Origin of the sequence: Serratia sp. 22264, assembly GCF_052045345.1 — a bacterium.
Classification (GTDB): domain Bacteria; phylum Pseudomonadota; class Gammaproteobacteria; order Enterobacterales; family Enterobacteriaceae; genus Serratia; species Serratia plymuthica.
In genome coordinates, this window is the sequence record NZ_JBQEOY010000001.1 from 1,016,405 (window position 1) to 1,034,001 (window position 17,597).

Sequence of the window (17,597 nt, forward strand, 5' to 3'; positions counted from 1 at the left end):
TTTTTGACTAAATTTTCGCTTGAAAATAACATGGAAGTGAGTTTTTCGCTGAAATCCACGAAATTGCCAAGGTTACTGCTGCTCGGTATCACATTTCTGATAAAAAATAGGGCAGTGACAGGGGAGATGGTGCACGCAGGGTAGCGTGTGCGGAATGTTATATCTGCAACAGGCCGGTACGCTAAAGAGTCCTGTCCAAGGCAGGATGTAAGGGCTGGCAGACCCGCGTTCAAGCGACTGCAAGATCGAGGATTGGTTTATGGTATGTGGCCCAAAGAGAGGGGCCATTTAAGTGTGAATCTGCGTTACAGACTACCGATTAGGCTCGGTAAACTTCGGAGGATATGCCTTGCGGTGCATGCAAATGACCGCCGGTGGCGGTCGCGGCCGTTGTGTGACAGGCGTTAAGCCTCGGGGTAAGCTTTCTCTTTAAACTCGCATAAATCTTCAATGATGCAGGAGCCACAGCGGGGTTTGCGCGCAATGCAGGTATAGCGGCCGTGCAGGATAAACCAGTGATGGCAATCGACCTTGAACTCGCCCGGCACCACCTTCAGCAGCTTCTCTTCGACCTGATCGACGTTTTTGCCCGGCGCGAAGTTCGTGCGATTACAAACGCGGAAGATATGGGTATCTACCGCAATGGTCGGCCAGCCAAAGGCGGTGTTGAGCACCACGTTGGCGGTCTTGCGGCCTACGCCGGGCAATGCCTCCAGCGCGGCGCGATCTTCCGGCACTTCGCCGCCGTGCAGCTCAAGCAGCATGCGGCAGGTTTTGATGACGTTCTCGGCCTTGCTGTTAAACAGGCCTATGGTCTTGATGTAACTTTTGACGCCGTCGACGCCCAACGCCAGCAGCGCCGCCGGGGTATTGGCCACCGGATACAACTTGGCGGTGGCCTTGTTGACGCTGACGTCGGTGGCTTGCGCGGAAAGCAGCACTGAAATCAACAGCTCGAATGGCGTGGTGTAGACCAGCTCGGTGGTAGGCTGCGGGTTGTTGTCACGCAGCCGGGTCAGAATTTCCAGGCGTTTGAGTTTATTCATTACGCTTTCTCTGCTTGTCCTGGTTCCAGCGCCGGTTCGGCCACTAACGCTTTGGCGGTACGCGCCTTCATCCGTTCATCAATCAGGTATTTCACCGCCAACAGCAGGCCCAGGCCAATAAAGGCGCCTGGCGGCAGCATGGCCAACAGGAACGGGCTGTCGAAATGAACCACTTCAATGCGCAGCACCTTGGCCCAGCTTCCCAGCAGCATATCGGCGCCGTCGAACAGGGTGCCGTTGCCGAGCAGCTCGCGCATCGCTCCCAGAGTCACCATGACGCCGGTGGCGCCCAGGCCGATAGCCATGCCGTCCAGGGCCGACAGGCCGATCGGTTTTTTAGCCGCCACCGCTTCGGCGCGGCCGACCACGATGCAGTTGGTGACGATCAGTGGAATAAAAATCCCCAGCGACTGGTAAAGGCCGAAGGCGTAGGCGTTGATCAGCATCTGCACGATACTCACTACGGCCGCGATGATCATGACGTAAATAGGGATACGGACTTCACTGGGCACCCAGCGACGCACCGCAGAAATGGATCCGTTGGTCAGCGTCAGCACCAGCGTGGTCGCCAGCCCCAGCCCCAGGGCGTTGGTAACGGTGGAGGTGACGGCCAACAACGGGCACATCCCCAATAACTGAACCAGGGCGGAGTTGTTCTTCCACAGCCCCTGGACAATCAACTCTTTTGCTTCACTCATTCGCTGGCTCCGCAGGCAGGTAAGGTGTTGAGTTTAGGCGGCAGCGTTTCCATATACAATGCCGTGCGGCGAACGGCGTTGACGACCGCGCGCGGCGTGATGGTGGCGCCGGTGAATTGATCGAACATGCCGCCGTCTTTCTTCACCGCCCAACGCTTGTCGTCCGCGCCTTCAATTTTCTTGCCGCTGAAGAACGAAATCCAGTTCGAAATGCGCAGCTCAATCTTGTCTCCCAGCCCCGGTGTTTCGTGGTGTTCGATCACCCGGGTGCCGAGCACGGTGCCGTTGAAATCGGCGCCGACCAGCAGCTGAATGGCGCCGGAATAACCATCCGGTGCGGTGGTTTCCAGTGCCGCCGCCGTTGGTTGGCCGTTCTTGCGTGCCAGATACAGGCGGTGCGGGGCGCCGTTGCCCAGCGCCGGGTCACTGACCAGGAAGCATTCGGTCTGCATGTTGTTATCGTAGTTTTCCGGCGGCACCACTTGATCAAGCAGCGCTTTTTGCTGCAGTTCCGCCTGATGAGCGATGGTTTTCTGCGTCAGGCTATGCACCACGGCGGTCAAGCCGGTCGTCACTGCGGCGAACACCGCCAGCGTGGTGCCATGCTTTCTCATTGAATTTAGCATCATGGCTCCTTAGCGATGGCCGTACACGCGCGGTTGCGTGTAGTGGTCGATCAGCGGCACGGTAATATTGGCCAGCAACACGGCGAAGGCCACGCCATCTGGATAGCCGCCATAAACGCGGATCAGCCATACCAGCACGCCAATCAGCGCGCCGTAAATCAGGCGGCCTTTTGGCGTGGTGGAGGCGCTGACCGGGTCGGTGGCGATAAAGAACGCGCCCAGCATGCTGGCGCCGGAAAACAGGTGGATCAATGGCGATGCCTGATGCGCGGGATCAAACCACCAGGCCAGGCCGGAGCAGATAGCGATGGTCGCCAGCATGCTGAACGGGATCTGCCAGTGAATCAGGCGGCGCGCCAGCATAAACAGACCGCCTGCCAGGAAGCCGAGGTTGATCCACTGCCAGCCGATGCCGGCAAGCGTGCCGCCGAACAGAGGTTGTTGCAGCATCTGCTCTACGCTATGACCGCTGCGCAGACCGGTTTTGAAACCGTCCAACGGGGTAGCCTGGCTGATGCCGTCAACGCCCATTTGCAGTTCATGAATAGTGGCGCCCTGCGAGGTATGGCCGCTGAAAATAGCCAGCAGGGTGTCCTGGAACGACAGGGCGGTGGCGCGCAGTTCATCCGGCGGCAGCCAACTGGTCATCTGCACCGGGAAGGCGATCAGCAGCACCACGTAACCGACCATGGCCGGATTGAACGGGTTTTGCCCCAGGCCGCCGTAAAGCTGTTTGGCGATAACGATGGCAAAGAAGGTGCCGATAACAATCATCCACCAGGGGGCCAGCGGCGGCAGGCTGATACCGAGCAGCAGCGCGGTCAGCAGCGCCGAGTTGTCCGCCAGCCGGGCGCGTACCGGTAATTTGCGCAGGGCGAGGATAGCGCCTTCCGCCAGCAGGGCGACGATCATCGCCAGCGCGGTTTGGATCAGGTTACCGTAGCCGAAAAACCACACCTGCGCCGCCATGCCCGGAATGCAAGCCAGCATCACCCACAGCATGATGCGGCTGGTGCTTTGCTGGTTATGGGTGAAAGGGGAACTGGCGATGTGCAAGCCTTTGGCGGCTGTTTGTTGTACCGGCCTGAACTTCATAGAATCACTACACCTATCTTTGCCGTGGATCGGCAGGTTCGACGCGCCTCACAGCGGAGACGCAGGGAAAATAATAGCGCTGCATTCTACCTCAATCACTGAAAGGGTAATACGTCTTAATTGTAGGGGTATTAGGCTTTTAGCACGGGTTGCGCTGTGGCTTAATCGCGCCGTGGCGCGATCGGATTTTTTTTCGCGGCAAAACTACGCTAGCTTGAACATGCAGTAGTCAAACTGTTGGCATCGCGGGCCGGCGTCAGGCGATAACCGCTGGATTTGTATGTTATTTTTGGTACGTTTTTTCGCACAAAATAACAACTTTTGCATAATCCATGTGGGTTATTATCCCGAGTATTATTAAGTTAGTGAATGCATAATAATGACTAATGAAGATGTATTTTTTATTGAAGAATTAATTGAGTGGGTTGAGATACATCTGGAGAAACGGCCTAATCTGGACGAAGTCGCGCGCATTTCCGGCTACTCCAAGTGGCATTTGCAGCGCAAATTCAAGCGTATCACCGGCATTCAACTCGCCACCTACATCCGTTCACGCATCCTGACGCGTGCCGCAGTGGCGTTACGCATTACCCACCGTTCGATCATCGACATCTCAGACGAATTGGGCTTTGACTCCCAGCAGACCTTCACGCGCATGTTCAAACAGCGTTTCGACACCACCCCTAACCGTTACCGCTCGATGGACAAATGGGATGTGAAGAACCTGATGCCGCGTTTCAGTTTCGACGCCAGCTTCGCGGCGGATTACTATCCGGAGGTGAAACGTGTAACGCTGCCGGATATGCAACTGGTCGGCTTCTCGCGCCAGCTGGATTTTGCCGGTGAAACGGAAATCGAACATGCTTCTTGCATGGCGATGAAGGACGAGATTTTCACCGATTTCTTCCGTGGGCTGAACGTGGACTGCCGCCGGGTGTACAGCATTCACTCCCCCCGTAACCGTGATGACAAGCAGTGGTCATCTACCCACGTGATGGCGGTGGAGGCGGAGAACAAAAAGGATATTCTTTCGGGGCATCAGATCGACAATATTCATATTCCCGGCCGCGAGTATATCTCTATCAACCATCTGGGCACGGCGAAAGAGTGTTTACAGTTCTTCGCTTATCTGGTGACCCATGTGATGCCGGGGCTGCGCCATGAGGTGCAGGGCAGCGTAGAAATGGAAATTATTCAACCCAAAGAGTGGAATCAGGACTCGAAGATGCGTCAGATCGACGTCGATTATACCTATCTGATTTCTATTGATTAGGCTGCGTGCCCAAATGACCGCCAGCGGCACTCACGTATAATTGAGGGGCTCAGTCTGGTGCGCCTTGCGTTCGGCAAGGCGCTACCGTCGTTTTACTCTTTATCTGCCTCAGCCGTAGCCAGACTCTGCGCCGCCTTTTTGGCTTTGACGCGGGCAATAGCCGCTGCGACCGCTGCTTTGCGCGGATCTTCCTCCATCACCGGCGCTGCCGGTTCGGCTGGCGCGGCTTCGACAGGCGTTTCTGCCGCAGCCTGCTGCGCCGCCTTTTTGGCTTTGACGCGGGCAATAGCCGCTGCGACCGCTGCTTTGCGCGGATCTTCCTCCATCACCGGCGCTGCCGGTTCGGCTGGCGCGGTATCGACAGGCGTTTCTGCCGCAGCCTGCTGCGCCGCCTTTTTGGCTTTGGCGCGAGCGATGGCCGCTGCGACCGCCGCTTTGCGTGGATCTTCCTCCGCCACCGGCGCTGCCGGTTCGGCTGGCGCGGCTTCGACAGGTGTTTCAACCCCGGCCTGCTGCGCCGCCTTTTTGGCTTTGACGCGGGCGATGGCTGCCGCAACCGCCGCCTTGCGCGGATCTTCCTCCGTCACTGCCGCTGCCGGTTCGGCTGGCGCGGCTTCGTCAGGCGTTTCTGCCGCAGCCTGCTGCGCCGCCTTTTTGGCTTTGGCGCGGGCGATGGCCGCTGCGACCGCCGCCTTGCGTGGGTCTTCCTCCGCCACCGGCGCTGCCGGTTCGGCTGGCGCGGTGTCGACAGGCGTTTCAACGCCGGCTTGCTGCGCGGCTTTTTTGGCTTTTACCCGCGCCAGCGCGGCGGCAACCGCCGCTTTACGCGGGTCTTCACCTTCGGCGGCCGTTGCCGCATCTGGAGCGGTTGTCGTCTCCTGTTGGGCGCGGCGTTCGCGAGCCTGAGCCTTGCGGGCTTCGCGGGCGGCAATCATCTCGCTGTTGTCTGGGGCATCACCGCTCACCGTGCCGGTCGCCGGCGCGGCATTTTTACTGCGCACGCGCGCCAGAGCGGCCTGAACGGCATCCTGATCGTCATCGGTCAGTTTGACCGCGGCTTTCTTGTGGCGTTCTTCACGCGCCAGTTTTTCGCGTTCCAGTCGCGCCAACTTGGCTTCATAACGCGCCTTGGCTTCGGCGGTGCGTGCGGCTTCCTGATCGATGGCTTTGATCTCGGCCTTTTCCTGGCGGTAATACTGCACCAGCGGAATATTGCTTGGGCAGACAAAGGCGCAGGCGCCGCATTCAATGCAGTCGAACAGGTTATGATTGCGGGCTTTTTCGTGTTCTTCGCCGCGGCTGAACCAGTAAAGCTGTTGCGGCAACAGGCCCGCCGGGCAGGCGTCGACGCACAGACCGCAGCGGATACAGGACTGTTCAGGCTCCTGCGGCGCCATTTCGTTAACCGACGGGGCCAGAATGCAGTTGCTGATTTTAACGATCGGCACGTTAAGGGCGGGCAGGGTAAAGCCCATGAGCGGGCCGCCCATCACCACCATTTGCTGCGCCTGCGGCTGGAAGCCGGCAAAATTCAACAGATGCTGCACCGGCGTGCCGATGCGCGCCCACAGATTACCCGGCTGGCTGAGCGCATCGCCGGTCAGGGTCACTACGCGCTCGATCAGCGGTTCGCCGTCGACAATGGCACGCTTGATGGCGAAAGCGGTGCCGACGTTTTGCATCAGCACGCCGATGGCGGAAGAGTGCTTGCCGTGCGGCACTTCCTTGCCGAGCAGGATCTTGGTGAGCTGTTTGGCGCCGCCGGAAGGGTATTTGGTCGGGATCACCCGCAGGGCGATGCCCGGTTGATCGCGCAACGCCAGCTTCAGAGCTTCGATCGCTTCCGGCTTGTTGTCTTCGATGCCGATCAGCGTGACTTTAGGTTGCAGCAAGTGACGCAAAATCTGCGTGCCTTCGATAATCTGGTCGGCGTGTTCGCGCATCAGACGGTCATCGGCGGTGATATAAGGCTCGCATTCAGCGGCGTTGAGGATCAGCGTTTCCACGCCGTTCATGCCGCCCTGCAGCTTGCTGGCGGTCGGGAAACCGGCGCCACCCAGCCCGGCGATGCCGGCCTGATGAATGCGTTGCAATAGATCCTGCGCCGCCAGTTGGCGGTAGTCCGCCACAGGTACGCGTTCGCACCAGCGGTCTTCGCCGTCCGCCTGGATTATCACGCATAACTCCGCCAGCCCGGAAGGGTGAGCGGTGATATGCGGTTTGATGGCACTGACGGTGCCGGAGGTCGGCGCATGTACCGGCACCGTGCGGCCGCGGCCCACGGTCAGCGGTTGGCCCTTCAACACCCGGTCGCCGACGTTGACGCACAGCTCGCCTTCCGGTCCAAGATGCTGTTGCAGGGGAATAATAAAACTGTCGGCCAACGGAGCGGTGCGCAGTGGCACTCCGCTGGATTGAGTCTTCATTTCCGGTGGATGGATCCCGCCGTCGAAATCCCAAATCCGGTCTTTTTTGAAGGCGGCGAACAGATTAAGCATGTTGCTCCACGTGGATCACTTGCACCGGAATCGTCTTCATATCCCACTTCCAGTTGGCAGTGGTGGTGGCGACCGGCTTCATTTCAATACAATCGGTAGGGCACGGCGCAACGCACAGGTCACAGCCGGTACAGAGATCGGTAATTACGGTGTGCATGGCGCGCGTGGCGCCGACGATGGCATCCACCGGGCAGGCCTGAATGCACTTGGTACAGCCGATGCAGTTGGCTTCATCGATATAGGCCACCTGGCGCACCGGCTCGGCGGCGGCTTCGCTGCCCAAGGGTTGCGGCTCGACGTTAAGCAGTTCTGCCAGTTTCAGCATCACCTGCTCGCCGCCCGGCGCGCATTTGTTGATCATCTCGCCGTTGGCGACGGCTTCGGCATAAGGGCGACAGCCGGGGTAACCGCACTGGCCGCACTGGCTCTGCGGCAGGATCTCGTCGACCTGCTCGGCCACCGGATCTTCTTCCACTTCAAAGCGGCGCGCGGCAAAGCCCAGCACCAGGCCGAACAACAGGCCGAGGGCGCTAAGCGCGGCAATAGCAATCCATAACGCCGTCATTAGAATTTCACCAGCCCGGTAAAGCCCATAAAGGCCAGCGACATCAGCCCGGCGGTGATCAGCGCGATGGAAGAACCGCGAAATGGCGCCGGCACGTCGGCGACTGCCAAGCGTTCACGAATGGCGGCGAACAGCACCATCACCAGCGAGAAACCGGCGGCGGCGCTAAAGCCGTACACCGCCGATTGCAGGAAGTTGTAGCCGAGATTGACGTTAAGCAGCGCCACGCCGAGCACCGCGCAGTTGGTGGTGATAAGCGGCAGGAAGATCCCCAGCAGGCGATACAGCGCCGGGCTGGTTTTGCGCACCACCATCTCGGTAAATTGCACCACAACGGCGATCACCAGAATGAATGACAGCGTGCGCAGGTACACCAGATCCAGCGGAACCAGAATAAAGGTGTTGATCACCCAGGCGCTGACGGAGGCCAGCGTCATGACAAAGGTGGTCGCCATCCCCATGCCGATGGCGCTTTCCAGCTTCTTGGATACGCCAAGGAACGGACACAGGCCAAGAAACTTCACCAAAACGAAGTTATTCACCAGGACGGTGCCAACAAACAGGAGCAGGTATTCGGTCATTGCGATGCCTAAAAAAATAAAAGCCGCCTATTATCGGGAATTGGCGGCATAACGACAACATATGGATAGCAAGGTTATTGCTCTTTTTGCCCTTTTTTGGCGAAAATTTACACAATTATCCGCACAAAACGTGCCACAGCGGCACTCAGCGTTCGGTAAAGGTGCCTTTTACCCGTTGGGAACGCTTCATGTAGGGCACCAATAGCGCCGCCATCAACAGGGGCCAACCCAAACTGCGCACCGCCAACTCGTCAGGTACCGGCGAAAAGGCGAAGGCTTTTATCGCCAGCAGCACGGTGATCAACAACCACACCAGGAACAGTTTGGGGAAACGCTGCGAGCGCTGGCAAAACAGCCACAGCAGCCACAGGGTAAAGCACCACATCGCCAGCGTGGTCAGGACGGACAAATACCATTGCAGGGTAAATGCCTGGGCGTTGGTCAGCAGGTATTCGCGCGATTCCGGCATGAAAATCGCCATGCCATACAGGAGCATCATCAGGCTGGCGCTAAGCAGGGTGACAATCATATAGGCCATCGGGGCCAGCAACCAACCGCCAATACGGGTGTATTCAGCTTGAGACATAAACGGCTTCCTGGGTAAGACATGAAGCCGCATAGCTTAGCGGGTAATAGGGGGTTAGTCATCAATATCAAGCGGATGGTCGGGACAATGGGGCAAGGGCAGCACGTTTGGCTACCGGCAGCCGGTTTTGCCCCGGCTGCCGACAGATTAACGGCGGTTGAGCTGGTAGTAGGCTTCGTTCCAGCGGATTTCGTTTTTGAACGCCGGCAGAGCGGTGGCGTTATCGATCAACAAGAACTCGATGTTGTGCATCTCGGCGTACAGCCGCAGTTGGTCTGCGTCCAGCGCCTGGGAGAACACGGTGTGGTGCGCGCCGCCGGCCAGGATCCAGGCTTCTGCGGCGGTGGCCAGCGTCGGTTGAGCCCGCCAGATGGCGCGCGCTACCGGCAGCTTGGGCAGCGGGTGCGGCTGTTCCACGGTATCCACCTGATTGACCAGCAGACGGAAACGGTCGCCCATGTCGATCAGGCTGGCGTTAACCGCCGGGCCGGCCGGGGTGGAGAAAATCAATCGCGCCGGATCCGCCTTGCCGCCGATGCCGAGCGGTTGAATGTCCAGCAGCGGCTTGCTTTCTTTGGCGATTGAGGGGCACACCTCCAGCATGTGCGAACCGACCACCAGATCGTTGCCCGGCTGGAAGTGATAGGTGTAATCCTCCATAAACGAGGTGCCGCCGTTCAGGCCATCGGCCATCACTTTCAGGATGCGCAGCAGCGCGGCGGTCTTCCAGTCGCCTTCGCCGCCAAAGCCGTAACCCTGTTGCATCAGGCGTTGCACCGCCAGCCCCGGCAACTGCTTCATGCCGTGCAGATCTTCAAAGTTGGTGGTAAAGGCCTGGAAGTTGCCCTGTTCCAGAAAACGCTTCATCCCCAGCTCGATGCGTGCCGCGTCGATCAGGTTCTCGCGCTTTTCACCGTTGATTTTCGCCGCATCGCTCAGCACATAGCTGGCTTCGTATTCTTCAATCAACGTGTCCACATCGCCACGGCTGACCTCATTGATCACGCTGACCAAATCGCCGATGCCATAGGCATTGACCGAGTAGCCGAACTGGATCTGCGCGCCGACCTTATCGCCTTCGGTCACCGCCACTTCACGCATGTTGTCGCCAAAACGCGCCACTTTCAGCTGTTGGCTCGCCTGTTTGGCGGCAGCGGCACGCATCCACTGGGCGATGCGGCGGTGTGCTTCAGGATCCTGCCAGTGGCCGGCAACCACGCTGTGCTGCTGGCGCATGCGGGCGCCGATAAAGCCGAACTCACGGCCGCCGTGGGCGGTCTGGTTCAGGTTCATAAAGTCCATATCCATGCTGTCCCAAGGCACCTGGGCATTGAACTGGGTATGGAATTGCAGCAGCGGCTTGTTGAGGATAGACAGCCCGGCGATCCACATCTTGGCCGGCGAAAAGGTGTGCAACCAGGTCAGGATGCCGATGCACTCCTGGCGATAGTTGGCGTCGCGGCACAGGGCGGTAATTTCATCCGGTGTGGTAACCAGCGGCTTCAGCACCAGTTTTACCGGCAACCCCGCCTCACGGTTGAGACTTTCCACGACCTGTTCGGCGTGCGCCTTGACCTGTTGCAGGGTTTGCGGGCCGTACAGGTGCTGGCTGCCGATGGCGAACCAGACTTCATGCTGCTTAAATGCATCCATCAGAGACTCCTGGGGGTTAGCGTTGGGTATCGGGATTCAGCATGGCGAATCTGCGCCAGGGGCGTAGCGCGGCTCGGCGGCCAGGCACCATTGCTGATAGCGTTGATAAAGCTGTTGATAGCGCGTGACACGCTGCGGATCCGGCTGCAGCGTGCGTTCGATGCCGCAGGCCATCTGGCGCTGCGCCTCGGGCACGTTACTGAAACGGCCGGCGGCTACGGCGGCGAAGATCGCCGCACCCAGCGCGCAGCATTGATCGGAGGCGACAATCTGCAGCGGGCGGTTCATCACGTCGGCGCAGGCTTGCATGATCGTCGGTGATTTCCGCGCGATGCCGCCCATGGCCAGCACGTTGTCGACCGGGATGTCCTGCCGTTCGAAGCATTCCATGATGGCGCGGGCGCCAAAGGCGGTGGCGGCAATAAATCCGCCAAACAGCGTCGGCGCGTCGGTTCCGAGGTTCAAATCGGTAATCACGCCTTTCAGACGCTGGTTGGCATAGGGAGTGCGGCGGCCGTTAAACCAGTCCAGCACCACCGGCAGGTGATCCAGCGACGGATTGTTGGCCCAGGATTCGGTCAGCGCGGCCAGCAGGCCGGCTTCAATCTGTTTCAACTGCGGTTGCAGTTCGGGGTGGTTTTTCGCCGCCTCATGCAGCGGCCAGCTCAGCAAACGGCTGAACCAGGCATACATATCGCCAAAGGCCGATTGCCCGGCCTCCAGGCCTATCAGTTCCGGCACTACGCTGCCGTCGACCTGGCCGCAGATCCCTTCGATTGCGCGCCCGTCGACCCGCTGACGATCGGCGATCAGGATGTCGCAGGTGGAGGTGCCAATCACCTTCACCAGGGTATAGGGTTGCGCCCCGGCACCCACCGCGCCCATATGGCAATCGAACGCGCCACCGGATAACACCACGCTCTGCGGCAGCCCGAGGCGTGCGGCCCACTCGGCGGTGAGCGTGCCGACCGGCAAATCGGCGGTGTGGGAGTCTTCAAACAAAGGCCAGGGCAAGTCTTCGACCAACAGCGGATCGAGCGCGGCGAAAAACGCTTTCGGCGGCAGGCCGCCCCAGTCGGGGTGCCACAGCGTTTTATGCCCGACGCTACAGCGCCCGCGTTTTAAATTCTGTGGGGCGGTGGTGCCGGACAGCAGCGCTGGCACCCAGTCGCACAGTTCCACCCAAGAGGCGGCGGCCTGGCGGACCTCTGCGTCCTGGCGCGAAACGTGCAGGATCTTGGCCCAGAACCATTCGGATGAATAGACGCCGCCGATATAGCGAGAATAGTCGGGGAAATCGCCGCTGCGGCAAAGCCGGTTGATGGCGTCGGCTTCCTCGATGGCGGTGTGATCTTTCCACAGCACAAACATGGCGTTCGGGTTGTCGGCAAACTCCGGCCGCAGCGCCAGCACCTTGCCTTGCTCGTCAATCGGCGCAGGCGTGGATCCGGTGGAATCGACCCCGATGCCGATCACCTGCAGCCGTTGCTGCGGAGACATGCGCTGCACCAGGCTGACGATCGCCTGTTCCATGGCTTCTATATAGTCGAGCGGGTGGTGGCGGAACCGGTTTTCTGCGGCGTTGCAGAATTCGCCGCGCTGCCAGCGAGGGTAGTAAACCACTTCGGTATCCAGCTCCTGGCCGTTATGGCAGTCAACCGCCAATACCCGCACCGAATCGCTGCCGAAGTCCAATCCCAGGGCAATAGCGTCTGCCGTCATGATGTTGACTCCTGATGTGTAAATACGCTGTGACAACCATAGGAGCGGGAGCGGTGGGCAGGTGAGGAGCCATTAGCTGGAAGTATGCACTTTTCTGCTTCGCACAGTGATTTTGTGACGCTTGTCATAAGTTAATGCTTGGCGGAATTCGCTAAATATATGCACATATCTGCTGTAATCCACGGATGTGATAGCGCTCTACATTTCGGCAACAAATACCCGCTAAAACTTAATCCGTCTTACAGCTGGTGTTGGGAGATGCCGCGCAAACAAGCGACGCACCGACAACAGGCACCCTAATGATAACGTTTTCACGGCGAGCGAATTTATTCGCCGAAGAGAACAAAACTGCGGAGAGCATCATGCATAAATTCACTAAGGCGTTGGCGGCACTGGGGCTGGCGGCCGTTATGTCACATTCGGCTGTCGCCGAGACCATGAAGCTGGGTTTTTTGGTCAAGCAGCCCGAGGAACCCTGGTTCCAGACCGAATGGAAATTTGCCGACAAGGCCGGTAAGGATCTCGGTTTCGACGTGATCAAAATCGCCGTGCCGGACGGGGAAAAAACCCTTAACGCCATCGATAGCCTGGCGGCCAGCGGAGCCAAGGGCTTTGTCATCTGCACGCCGGATCCGAAACTCGGCTCGGCGATCATGGCCAAAGCGCGCAGCTACAACCTGAAAGTGATCGCCGTGGACGATCAGTTTGTCACCGCCAAGGGCAAACCTATGGACAGCGTGCCGCTGGTGATGATGGCGGCCACCAAAATCGGTGAACGCCAGGGCCAGGAGCTGTGGAAAGAGATGAACAAACGCGGCTGGAAACCGGCGGACACCGCCGTGATGGCGATCACCGCCGATGAACTGGACACCGCCCGTCGCCGCACCGGCGGTTCGATTGCCGCGCTGAAAGCGGCCGGCTTCCCGGAAAAACAAATCTACTCGGTACCGACCAAGTCCAACGATATTCCGGGGGCGTTCGACGCCGCCAACTCGATGCTGGTGCAGCATCCTGAAGTGAAAAACTGGCTGATTGTCGGCATGAACGACAACACCGTGCTGGGCGGCGTGCGCGCCACCGAAGGCCAGGGCTTCAAGGCGCCTAATGTGATCGGCATCGGCATCAACGGCGTGGATGCGGTCAGCGAACTGTCCAAGGCGCAGGCCACCGGTTTCTACGGGTCGCTGCTGCCAAGCCCGGACATCCACGGCTACAAGAGCATTCAGATGCTGCATGACTGGGTAGCAAAGGATGTGGAGCCGCAGAAATTTACCGAAGTGACAGACGTGGTGCTGATCACCCGCGACAACTTTAAAACCGAACTGCAGAAAAAAGGCCTGATGTAATCACCGAGCCGCCCGCAGCGTAACGCCGGGCGGCATTTTTGACCGCAGGAGGATCGCATTATGACCGCCGCATTGCCGTATCTGACGTTTAAAGGCATCGGTAAAACCTTCCCGGGCGTGAAGGCGCTGGACGATATCAGTTTCAGCTGCCAGGCCGGGCAGATCCACGCGTTGATGGGGGAAAACGGCGCCGGGAAATCCACGCTGCTGAAAATCCTCAGCGGCAACTACGCGCCGACCCAGGGCGAAATTCAGCTGAAAGGCCAGCCGGTTCAGTTCACCAACACCACCGATGCCTTGAACGCCGGGGTCGCGATTATCTACCAGGAGCTGCATCTGGTGCCGGAAATGACGGTGGCTGAGAACATTTATCTCGGCCAGTTGCCGACCAAACTCGGGCTGGTGGATCGCAAGCTGTTGCGTTACGAATCCCGCTTGCAACTGGAACATCTCGGGCTGGATATCGACCCGGATACACCGCTGAAATACCTGTCGATCGGTCAGTGGCAGATGGTGGAAATCGCCAAGGCGCTGGCGCGCAACGCCAAGGTGATCGCGTTTGACGAGCCGACCAGTTCGCTGTCCGCCAGAGAGATTGAGCAATTGTTCCGGGTGATCCGTGAACTGCGCGCCGAAGGGCGGGTGATCCTCTACGTTTCGCACCGTATGGAGGAGATCTTTGCCCTCAGCGATGCCATCACGGTATTCAAAGACGGCCGCTATGTGCGCACCTTTGACGACATGAGCCAGGTCAACAACGCGCAACTGGTGCAGGCGATGGTGGGCCGTGATCTCGGTGACGTCTACGGTTATCAGCCGCGTGAATTGGGGCCGGTAAGGCTGGCGCTGCAGGGATTGCAGGCACCGGGCGTCAAAACCCCTATCGATCTGAGCGTGCGCGCCGGGGAGATTGTCGGGTTGTTCGGCCTGGTGGGCGCCGGGCGCAGCGAACTGATGAAGGGCATTTTCGGCGCTACGCGGGTCAGCCGCGGGCAACTGACGCTGGATGGCCAGCGGCTGGACATCCGTTCGCCGATAGACGCTATCCGTGCCGGCATCATGCTGTGCCCGGAGGACCGCAAGGCGGACGGCATCATTCCGGTGCATTCGGTGCGCGACAACATCAACATCAGCGCGCGGCGCAAAAGCATTCGCGCAGGCTGCCTGATCAATAACGGCTGGGAAGTCAGCAATGCCGACCATCACATCCGTGCGCTGAATATCAAAACCCCAAGTGCCGGTCAGCTGATTATGAATTTATCCGGCGGTAACCAGCAGAAGGCTATTCTGGGCCGCTGGCTGTCGGAAGAAATGAAAGTGATCCTGCTGGATGAGCCGACGCGTGGTATCGACGTCGGCGCCAAGCATGAAATTTACCATGTGATTTACCAACTGGCGCAGCAGGGCATCGCGGTGCTGTTCGCTTCCAGCGATTTGCCCGAAGTGCTGGGGCTGGCGGACCGCATCATCGTGATGCGCGAAGGCGCCATTTCCGGCGAATTATTGCATGACGATGCCAGCGAGGAAAAAGCCCTCAGCCTGGCGATGCTGCGCACCCCCGATATTGCCCCTGATGCCGCTGTGGCGGTGGCTTGATTGTGAAGGAGAAAGAGATGTCGACCATAACGACCCATTCTGTGAAAAACCGCAGCGGCCGGGGGCTGGCGCGTATCTGGGACAGCTACGGCATGCTGGTGGTGTTCGCGGTGCTGTTTATCGCCTGCGTAGTGTTTGTGCCTAACTTCGGTTCTTTCATCAACATGAAAGGGCTGGGGCTGGCGATATCCATGTCCGGCATGGTGGCCTGCGGCATGCTGTTTTGCCTGGCCTCCGGCGACTTCGATCTGTCCGTCGCCTCGGTCATCGCCTGTGCCGGGGTTACCACGGCGGTGGTGATCAACCTGACCGAAAGCCTGTGGATCGGCGTAGGCGCCGGCCTGCTGTTGGGCGTGGCGTCGGGGTTGATTAACGGTTTTGTCATCGCCAAGCTGAAAATCAACGCCCTGATCACCACGCTGGCCACCATGCAGATCTTGCGCGGCCTGGCCTACATCATTTCCGACGGCAAAGCGGTGGGCATTGAAGACGAGCGCTTCTTCACCCTGGGCTACGCCAACTGGTTGGGGTTGCCTGCGCCGATCTGGATCACCGTCGCCTGCCTGATCCTGTTCGGTTTCCTGCTCAACAAAACCACCTTTGGCCGCAATACGCTGGCGATCGGCGGCAACGAAGAGGCGGCGCGGCTGGCTGGGGTGCCGGTGGTGCGCACTAAAATCATCATCTTTGTGCTGTCCGGGCTGGTTTCGGCCGCCGCCGGCATCATTCTGGCTTCGCGCATGACCAGCGGCCAGCCGATGACCTCGATCGGCTATGAGCTGATCGTGATCTCGGCCTGCGTGCTGGGCGGGGTGTCGCTGAAGGGCGGTATCGGCAAGATTTCCTACGTTATCGCCGGCATCCTGATCCTCGGCACGGTAGAGAACGCGATGAATTTGCTGAATATCTCGCCGTTCTCGCAATATGTGGTGCGCGGCGTGATCCTGCTGGCGGCGGTAATTTTCGACCGCTACAAACAGCAGGCCAAACGCACGCTGTAGAAAATCGTTAACCCTGCTCACAGTTCTGCCATCGGCTCAGGCAGTAATCTGCCGGGCCGATACACTACGTATACCAGACTGCTGACAAAGCCCGTTATTAGGGAGAGCGTGCCGAAGGGGTCGTAACGGCCTTGGCCGTCGACCAATTTGCCGGGAGCAAATTGGAACGACTTCATGTCGCCCGAAGGGTGGGACACAGGGATGTGTCCCATAATGGCCCCTCGGTGCGCCAGGCCCGGGTATCTCGGACTCAAAGACAACTTTGTCATCAACCTCACAATACAAGCCGTTTGAGGAGGACCGATGTATCATCGCATGGCACAGGAACCGCAACCGAACCCGCTGTTACCGGGTTACACCTTCAATGCCTATCTGGTGGCCGGGCTGACGCCGATCATGGCGGACGGCCCGCTGGATTTCTTTATCGATCGCCCCGGTGGCATGAAGGGCTATATTCTCAACCTGACCATCAAGGGCCAGGGCAAGGTGTTTGACGGCGAGGACACCTTTTACTGCAACCCCGGCGACCTGTTGCTGTTTCCTCCCAAGGCATCCCATTACTACGGCCGTTCGCCGGACAGCGACTGTTGGTATCACCGCTGGGTCTATTTCCGCCCGCGCGCCTACTGGGCCGACTGGCTGGAATGGCACAGCAAAACCCATGAAGTGGGGCGCCTGACGCTGCCAAACAACAACCTGCTGCTGGAATTCGACCGGTTGTTCGCCAATATCGAACAGACCCAGCGCTCCGGCCGCCGCTTTGCGGAAGAGCTGGGCATGAACCTGCTGGAACGCCTGTTGCTGCGCGCGATGGAAGAAGATCCGCTCAGCCCGCAGAAAATCATGGATCCACGCGTCATCGAGGCCTGTCAGTTCATCACCGGCAACCTGGCGGGCGAGTTGCGCATCGACGAGGTGGCGCGTCATGTCTGCCTGTCGCCGTCGCGGCTGGCGCACCTGTTCCGTGAGCAGGTGGGCATCAATATCCTGCGCTGGCGCGAGGATCAGCGGGTGATCCGCGCCAAGCTGTTGTTGCAGACCACGCAGGAGTCGATCGCCACCATCGGCCGGGTGGTGGGCTATGACGATCAGCTCTATTTTTCCCGCGTATTCCGCAAGCGGGTGGGGGTCAGCCCAAGCGATTTCCGCCGCCGCAGCCTGGAGATTAACTACCCGGTGAAAAGCGAGCGCCAATCGCCTTACGCGGCGGTGAGCAGTTAACGCAAGGCTGTGTCCGGGTTCGTCGCCGGACGCAGCCTAATTTACTTCTTGTTCCCGCCTGCGTCATGGTGTCAAATCGGATGGATCTAT

Annotated in this window: 16 protein-coding genes; 5 read left to right on the top strand and 11 right to left on the bottom strand. The window is 59.3% G+C overall.

Going from position 1 to position 17,597, the window contains the following annotated elements:
- Window positions 1-404: 404 nt before the first annotated feature.
- Genes nth through rsxD form a run of 4 tightly spaced genes read right to left on the bottom strand, consistent with a single transcriptional unit; the run spans window position 405 to window position 3,465 of the window.
- Window positions 405-1,046: an endonuclease III gene (gene nth / locus ACTJJ1_RS05000; RefSeq protein ID WP_062789525.1), complete on the bottom strand. Its 642-nt coding sequence runs from the start codon at window positions 1,044-1,046 to the stop codon at window positions 405-407.
- Window positions 1,046-1,744 carry an electron transport complex subunit E gene (locus ACTJJ1_RS05005; protein WP_004943876.1) on the bottom strand — a complete coding sequence of 233 codons (699 nt, stop codon included), beginning with the start codon at window positions 1,742-1,744 and terminating at the stop codon, window positions 1,046-1,048. The genes nth and ACTJJ1_RS05005 overlap by 1 nt, the downstream gene beginning before the upstream one ends.
- Window positions 1,741-2,370 carry an electron transport complex subunit RsxG gene (gene rsxG, locus ACTJJ1_RS05010; RefSeq protein ID WP_004943879.1) on the bottom strand — a complete coding sequence of 210 codons (630 nt, stop codon included), beginning with the start codon at window positions 2,368-2,370 and terminating at the stop codon, window positions 1,741-1,743. The genes ACTJJ1_RS05005 and rsxG overlap by 4 nt, the downstream gene beginning before the upstream one ends.
- Before the next feature lie 9 nt (window positions 2,371-2,379).
- The gene (gene rsxD / locus ACTJJ1_RS05015; RefSeq protein ID WP_440832602.1) at window positions 2,380-3,465 is read right to left on the bottom strand and encodes an electron transport complex subunit RsxD; all 1,086 of its coding nucleotides are present in this window, start codon (window positions 3,463-3,465) and stop codon (window positions 2,380-2,382) included.
- Window positions 3,466-3,844: 379 nt separating this feature from the next.
- Between rsxD and ACTJJ1_RS05020 the strand changes: the two genes are divergently transcribed.
- Window positions 3,845-4,738 carry a helix-turn-helix domain-containing protein gene (locus tag ACTJJ1_RS05020; protein ID WP_004943883.1) on the top strand — a complete coding sequence of 298 codons (894 nt, stop codon included), beginning with the start codon at window positions 3,845-3,847 and terminating at the stop codon, window positions 4,736-4,738.
- Window positions 4,739-4,830: 92 nt separating this feature from the next.
- Here ACTJJ1_RS05020 and rsxC read toward each other — a convergent pair whose 3' ends face one another.
- The 6 genes from rsxC to ACTJJ1_RS05050 all read right to left on the bottom strand — a co-directional run bounded on the left by rsxC (window position 4,831) and on the right by ACTJJ1_RS05050 (window position 12,343).
- The gene (gene rsxC / locus ACTJJ1_RS05025; RefSeq protein ID WP_440832604.1) at window positions 4,831-7,236 is read right to left on the bottom strand and encodes an electron transport complex subunit RsxC; all 2,406 of its coding nucleotides are present in this window, start codon (window positions 7,234-7,236) and stop codon (window positions 4,831-4,833) included.
- The gene (gene rsxB, locus ACTJJ1_RS05030; RefSeq protein ID WP_004943888.1) at window positions 7,229-7,801 is read right to left on the bottom strand and encodes an electron transport complex subunit RsxB; all 573 of its coding nucleotides are present in this window, start codon (window positions 7,799-7,801) and stop codon (window positions 7,229-7,231) included. The genes rsxC and rsxB overlap by 8 nt, the downstream gene beginning before the upstream one ends.
- Window positions 7,801-8,382, bottom strand: a complete 582-nt coding sequence (rsxA, locus tag ACTJJ1_RS05035; protein WP_004938443.1) for an electron transport complex subunit RsxA — start codon at window positions 8,380-8,382, stop codon at window positions 7,801-7,803. The genes rsxB and rsxA overlap by 1 nt, the downstream gene beginning before the upstream one ends.
- Window positions 8,383-8,527: 145 nt before the next feature.
- Window positions 8,528-8,968 (bottom strand): DUF2569 domain-containing protein, encoded by a 441-nt coding sequence (locus tag ACTJJ1_RS05040; protein ID WP_004943890.1) that lies wholly within the window; start codon window positions 8,966-8,968, stop codon window positions 8,528-8,530.
- 147 nt (window positions 8,969-9,115) lie between these two features.
- Window positions 9,116-10,621: an L-arabinose isomerase gene (gene araA / locus ACTJJ1_RS05045; RefSeq protein WP_006324974.1), complete on the bottom strand. Its 1,506-nt coding sequence runs from the start codon at window positions 10,619-10,621 to the stop codon at window positions 9,116-9,118.
- 36 nt (window positions 10,622-10,657) lie between these two features.
- Complete coding sequence (locus tag ACTJJ1_RS05050) at window positions 10,658-12,343, bottom strand: ribulokinase (protein WP_004943898.1); 1,686 nt, start codon at window positions 12,341-12,343, stop codon at window positions 10,658-10,660.
- Window positions 12,344-12,705: 362 nt separating this feature from the next.
- On the opposite strand from ACTJJ1_RS05050, the gene ACTJJ1_RS05055 reads away from it, so the two are divergent.
- Genes ACTJJ1_RS05055 through araH form a run of 3 tightly spaced genes read left to right on the top strand, consistent with a single transcriptional unit; the run spans window position 12,706 to window position 16,286 of the window.
- Entirely contained in the window at window positions 12,706-13,689 is a 984-nt protein-coding gene (locus ACTJJ1_RS05055) for an arabinose ABC transporter substrate-binding protein (protein WP_004943900.1), read from the top strand.
- A gap of 60 nt (window positions 13,690-13,749) precedes the next feature.
- A complete protein-coding gene (gene araG / locus ACTJJ1_RS05060) occupies window positions 13,750-15,285 on the top strand; it encodes an L-arabinose ABC transporter ATP-binding protein AraG (RefSeq protein WP_004943902.1) in 1,536 nt (511 codons plus the stop codon).
- 17 nt (window positions 15,286-15,302) lie between these two features.
- Window positions 15,303-16,286 (top strand): L-arabinose ABC transporter permease AraH, encoded by a 984-nt coding sequence (gene araH / locus ACTJJ1_RS05065; protein WP_440832608.1) that lies wholly within the window; start codon window positions 15,303-15,305, stop codon window positions 16,284-16,286.
- A 17-nt stretch (window positions 16,287-16,303) separates the two neighbouring features.
- Here the strand turns inward: araH and ACTJJ1_RS05070 are convergent, their stop codons facing one another.
- A complete protein-coding gene (locus tag ACTJJ1_RS05070; RefSeq protein WP_440832610.1) occupies window positions 16,304-16,498 on the bottom strand; it encodes a hypothetical protein in 195 nt (64 codons plus the stop codon).
- Between the two features lie 91 nt (window positions 16,499-16,589).
- Here ACTJJ1_RS05070 and araC point away from each other — a divergent pair, with 91 nt between their 5' ends.
- Window positions 16,590-17,507, top strand: coding sequence for an arabinose operon transcriptional regulator AraC (araC, locus tag ACTJJ1_RS05075; RefSeq protein WP_440832612.1), 918 nt, complete (start codon window positions 16,590-16,592; stop codon window positions 17,505-17,507).
- Window positions 17,508-17,597 lie beyond the last annotated feature (90 nt).

What these genes read in the sequence shown, in the direction of transcription:
- ACTJJ1_RS05050 (WP_004943898.1), bottom strand. Translation starts at nt 12,343, where the DNA reads ATGACGGCAGACGCTATTGCCCTGGGATTGGACTTCGGCAGCGATTCG.
- araG (WP_004943902.1), top strand. Translation starts at nt 13,750, where the DNA reads ATGACCGCCGCATTGCCGTATCTGACGTTTAAAGGCATCGGTAAAACC.
- ACTJJ1_RS05070 (WP_440832610.1), bottom strand. Translation starts at nt 16,498, where the DNA reads ATGGGACACATCCCTGTGTCCCACCCTTCGGGCGACATGAAGTCGTTC.
- rsxG (WP_004943879.1), bottom strand. Translation starts at nt 2,370, where the DNA reads ATGCTAAATTCAATGAGAAAGCATGGCACCACGCTGGCGGTGTTCGCC.
- araA (WP_006324974.1), bottom strand. Translation starts at nt 10,621, where the DNA reads ATGGATGCATTTAAGCAGCATGAAGTCTGGTTCGCCATCGGCAGCCAG.
- rsxA (WP_004938443.1), bottom strand. Translation starts at nt 8,382, where the DNA reads ATGACCGAATACCTGCTCCTGTTTGTTGGCACCGTCCTGGTGAATAAC.
- rsxB (WP_004943888.1), bottom strand. Translation starts at nt 7,801, where the DNA reads ATGACGGCGTTATGGATTGCTATTGCCGCGCTTAGCGCCCTCGGCCTG.
- rsxD (WP_440832602.1), bottom strand. Translation starts at nt 3,465, where the DNA reads ATGAAGTTCAGGCCGGTACAACAAACAGCCGCCAAAGGCTTGCACATC.
- rsxC (WP_440832604.1), bottom strand. Translation starts at nt 7,236, where the DNA reads ATGCTTAATCTGTTCGCCGCCTTCAAAAAAGACCGGATTTGGGATTTC.
- araC (WP_440832612.1), top strand. Translation starts at nt 16,590, where the DNA reads ATGTATCATCGCATGGCACAGGAACCGCAACCGAACCCGCTGTTACCG.
- ACTJJ1_RS05005 (WP_004943876.1), bottom strand. Translation starts at nt 1,744, where the DNA reads ATGAGTGAAGCAAAAGAGTTGATTGTCCAGGGGCTGTGGAAGAACAAC.
- nth (WP_062789525.1), bottom strand. Translation starts at nt 1,046, where the DNA reads ATGAATAAACTCAAACGCCTGGAAATTCTGACCCGGCTGCGTGACAAC.
- ACTJJ1_RS05040 (WP_004943890.1), bottom strand. Translation starts at nt 8,968, where the DNA reads ATGTCTCAAGCTGAATACACCCGTATTGGCGGTTGGTTGCTGGCCCCG.
- araH (WP_440832608.1), top strand. Translation starts at nt 15,303, where the DNA reads ATGTCGACCATAACGACCCATTCTGTGAAAAACCGCAGCGGCCGGGGG.
- ACTJJ1_RS05020 (WP_004943883.1), top strand. Translation starts at nt 3,845, where the DNA reads ATGACTAATGAAGATGTATTTTTTATTGAAGAATTAATTGAGTGGGTT.
- ACTJJ1_RS05055 (WP_004943900.1), top strand. Translation starts at nt 12,706, where the DNA reads ATGCATAAATTCACTAAGGCGTTGGCGGCACTGGGGCTGGCGGCCGTT.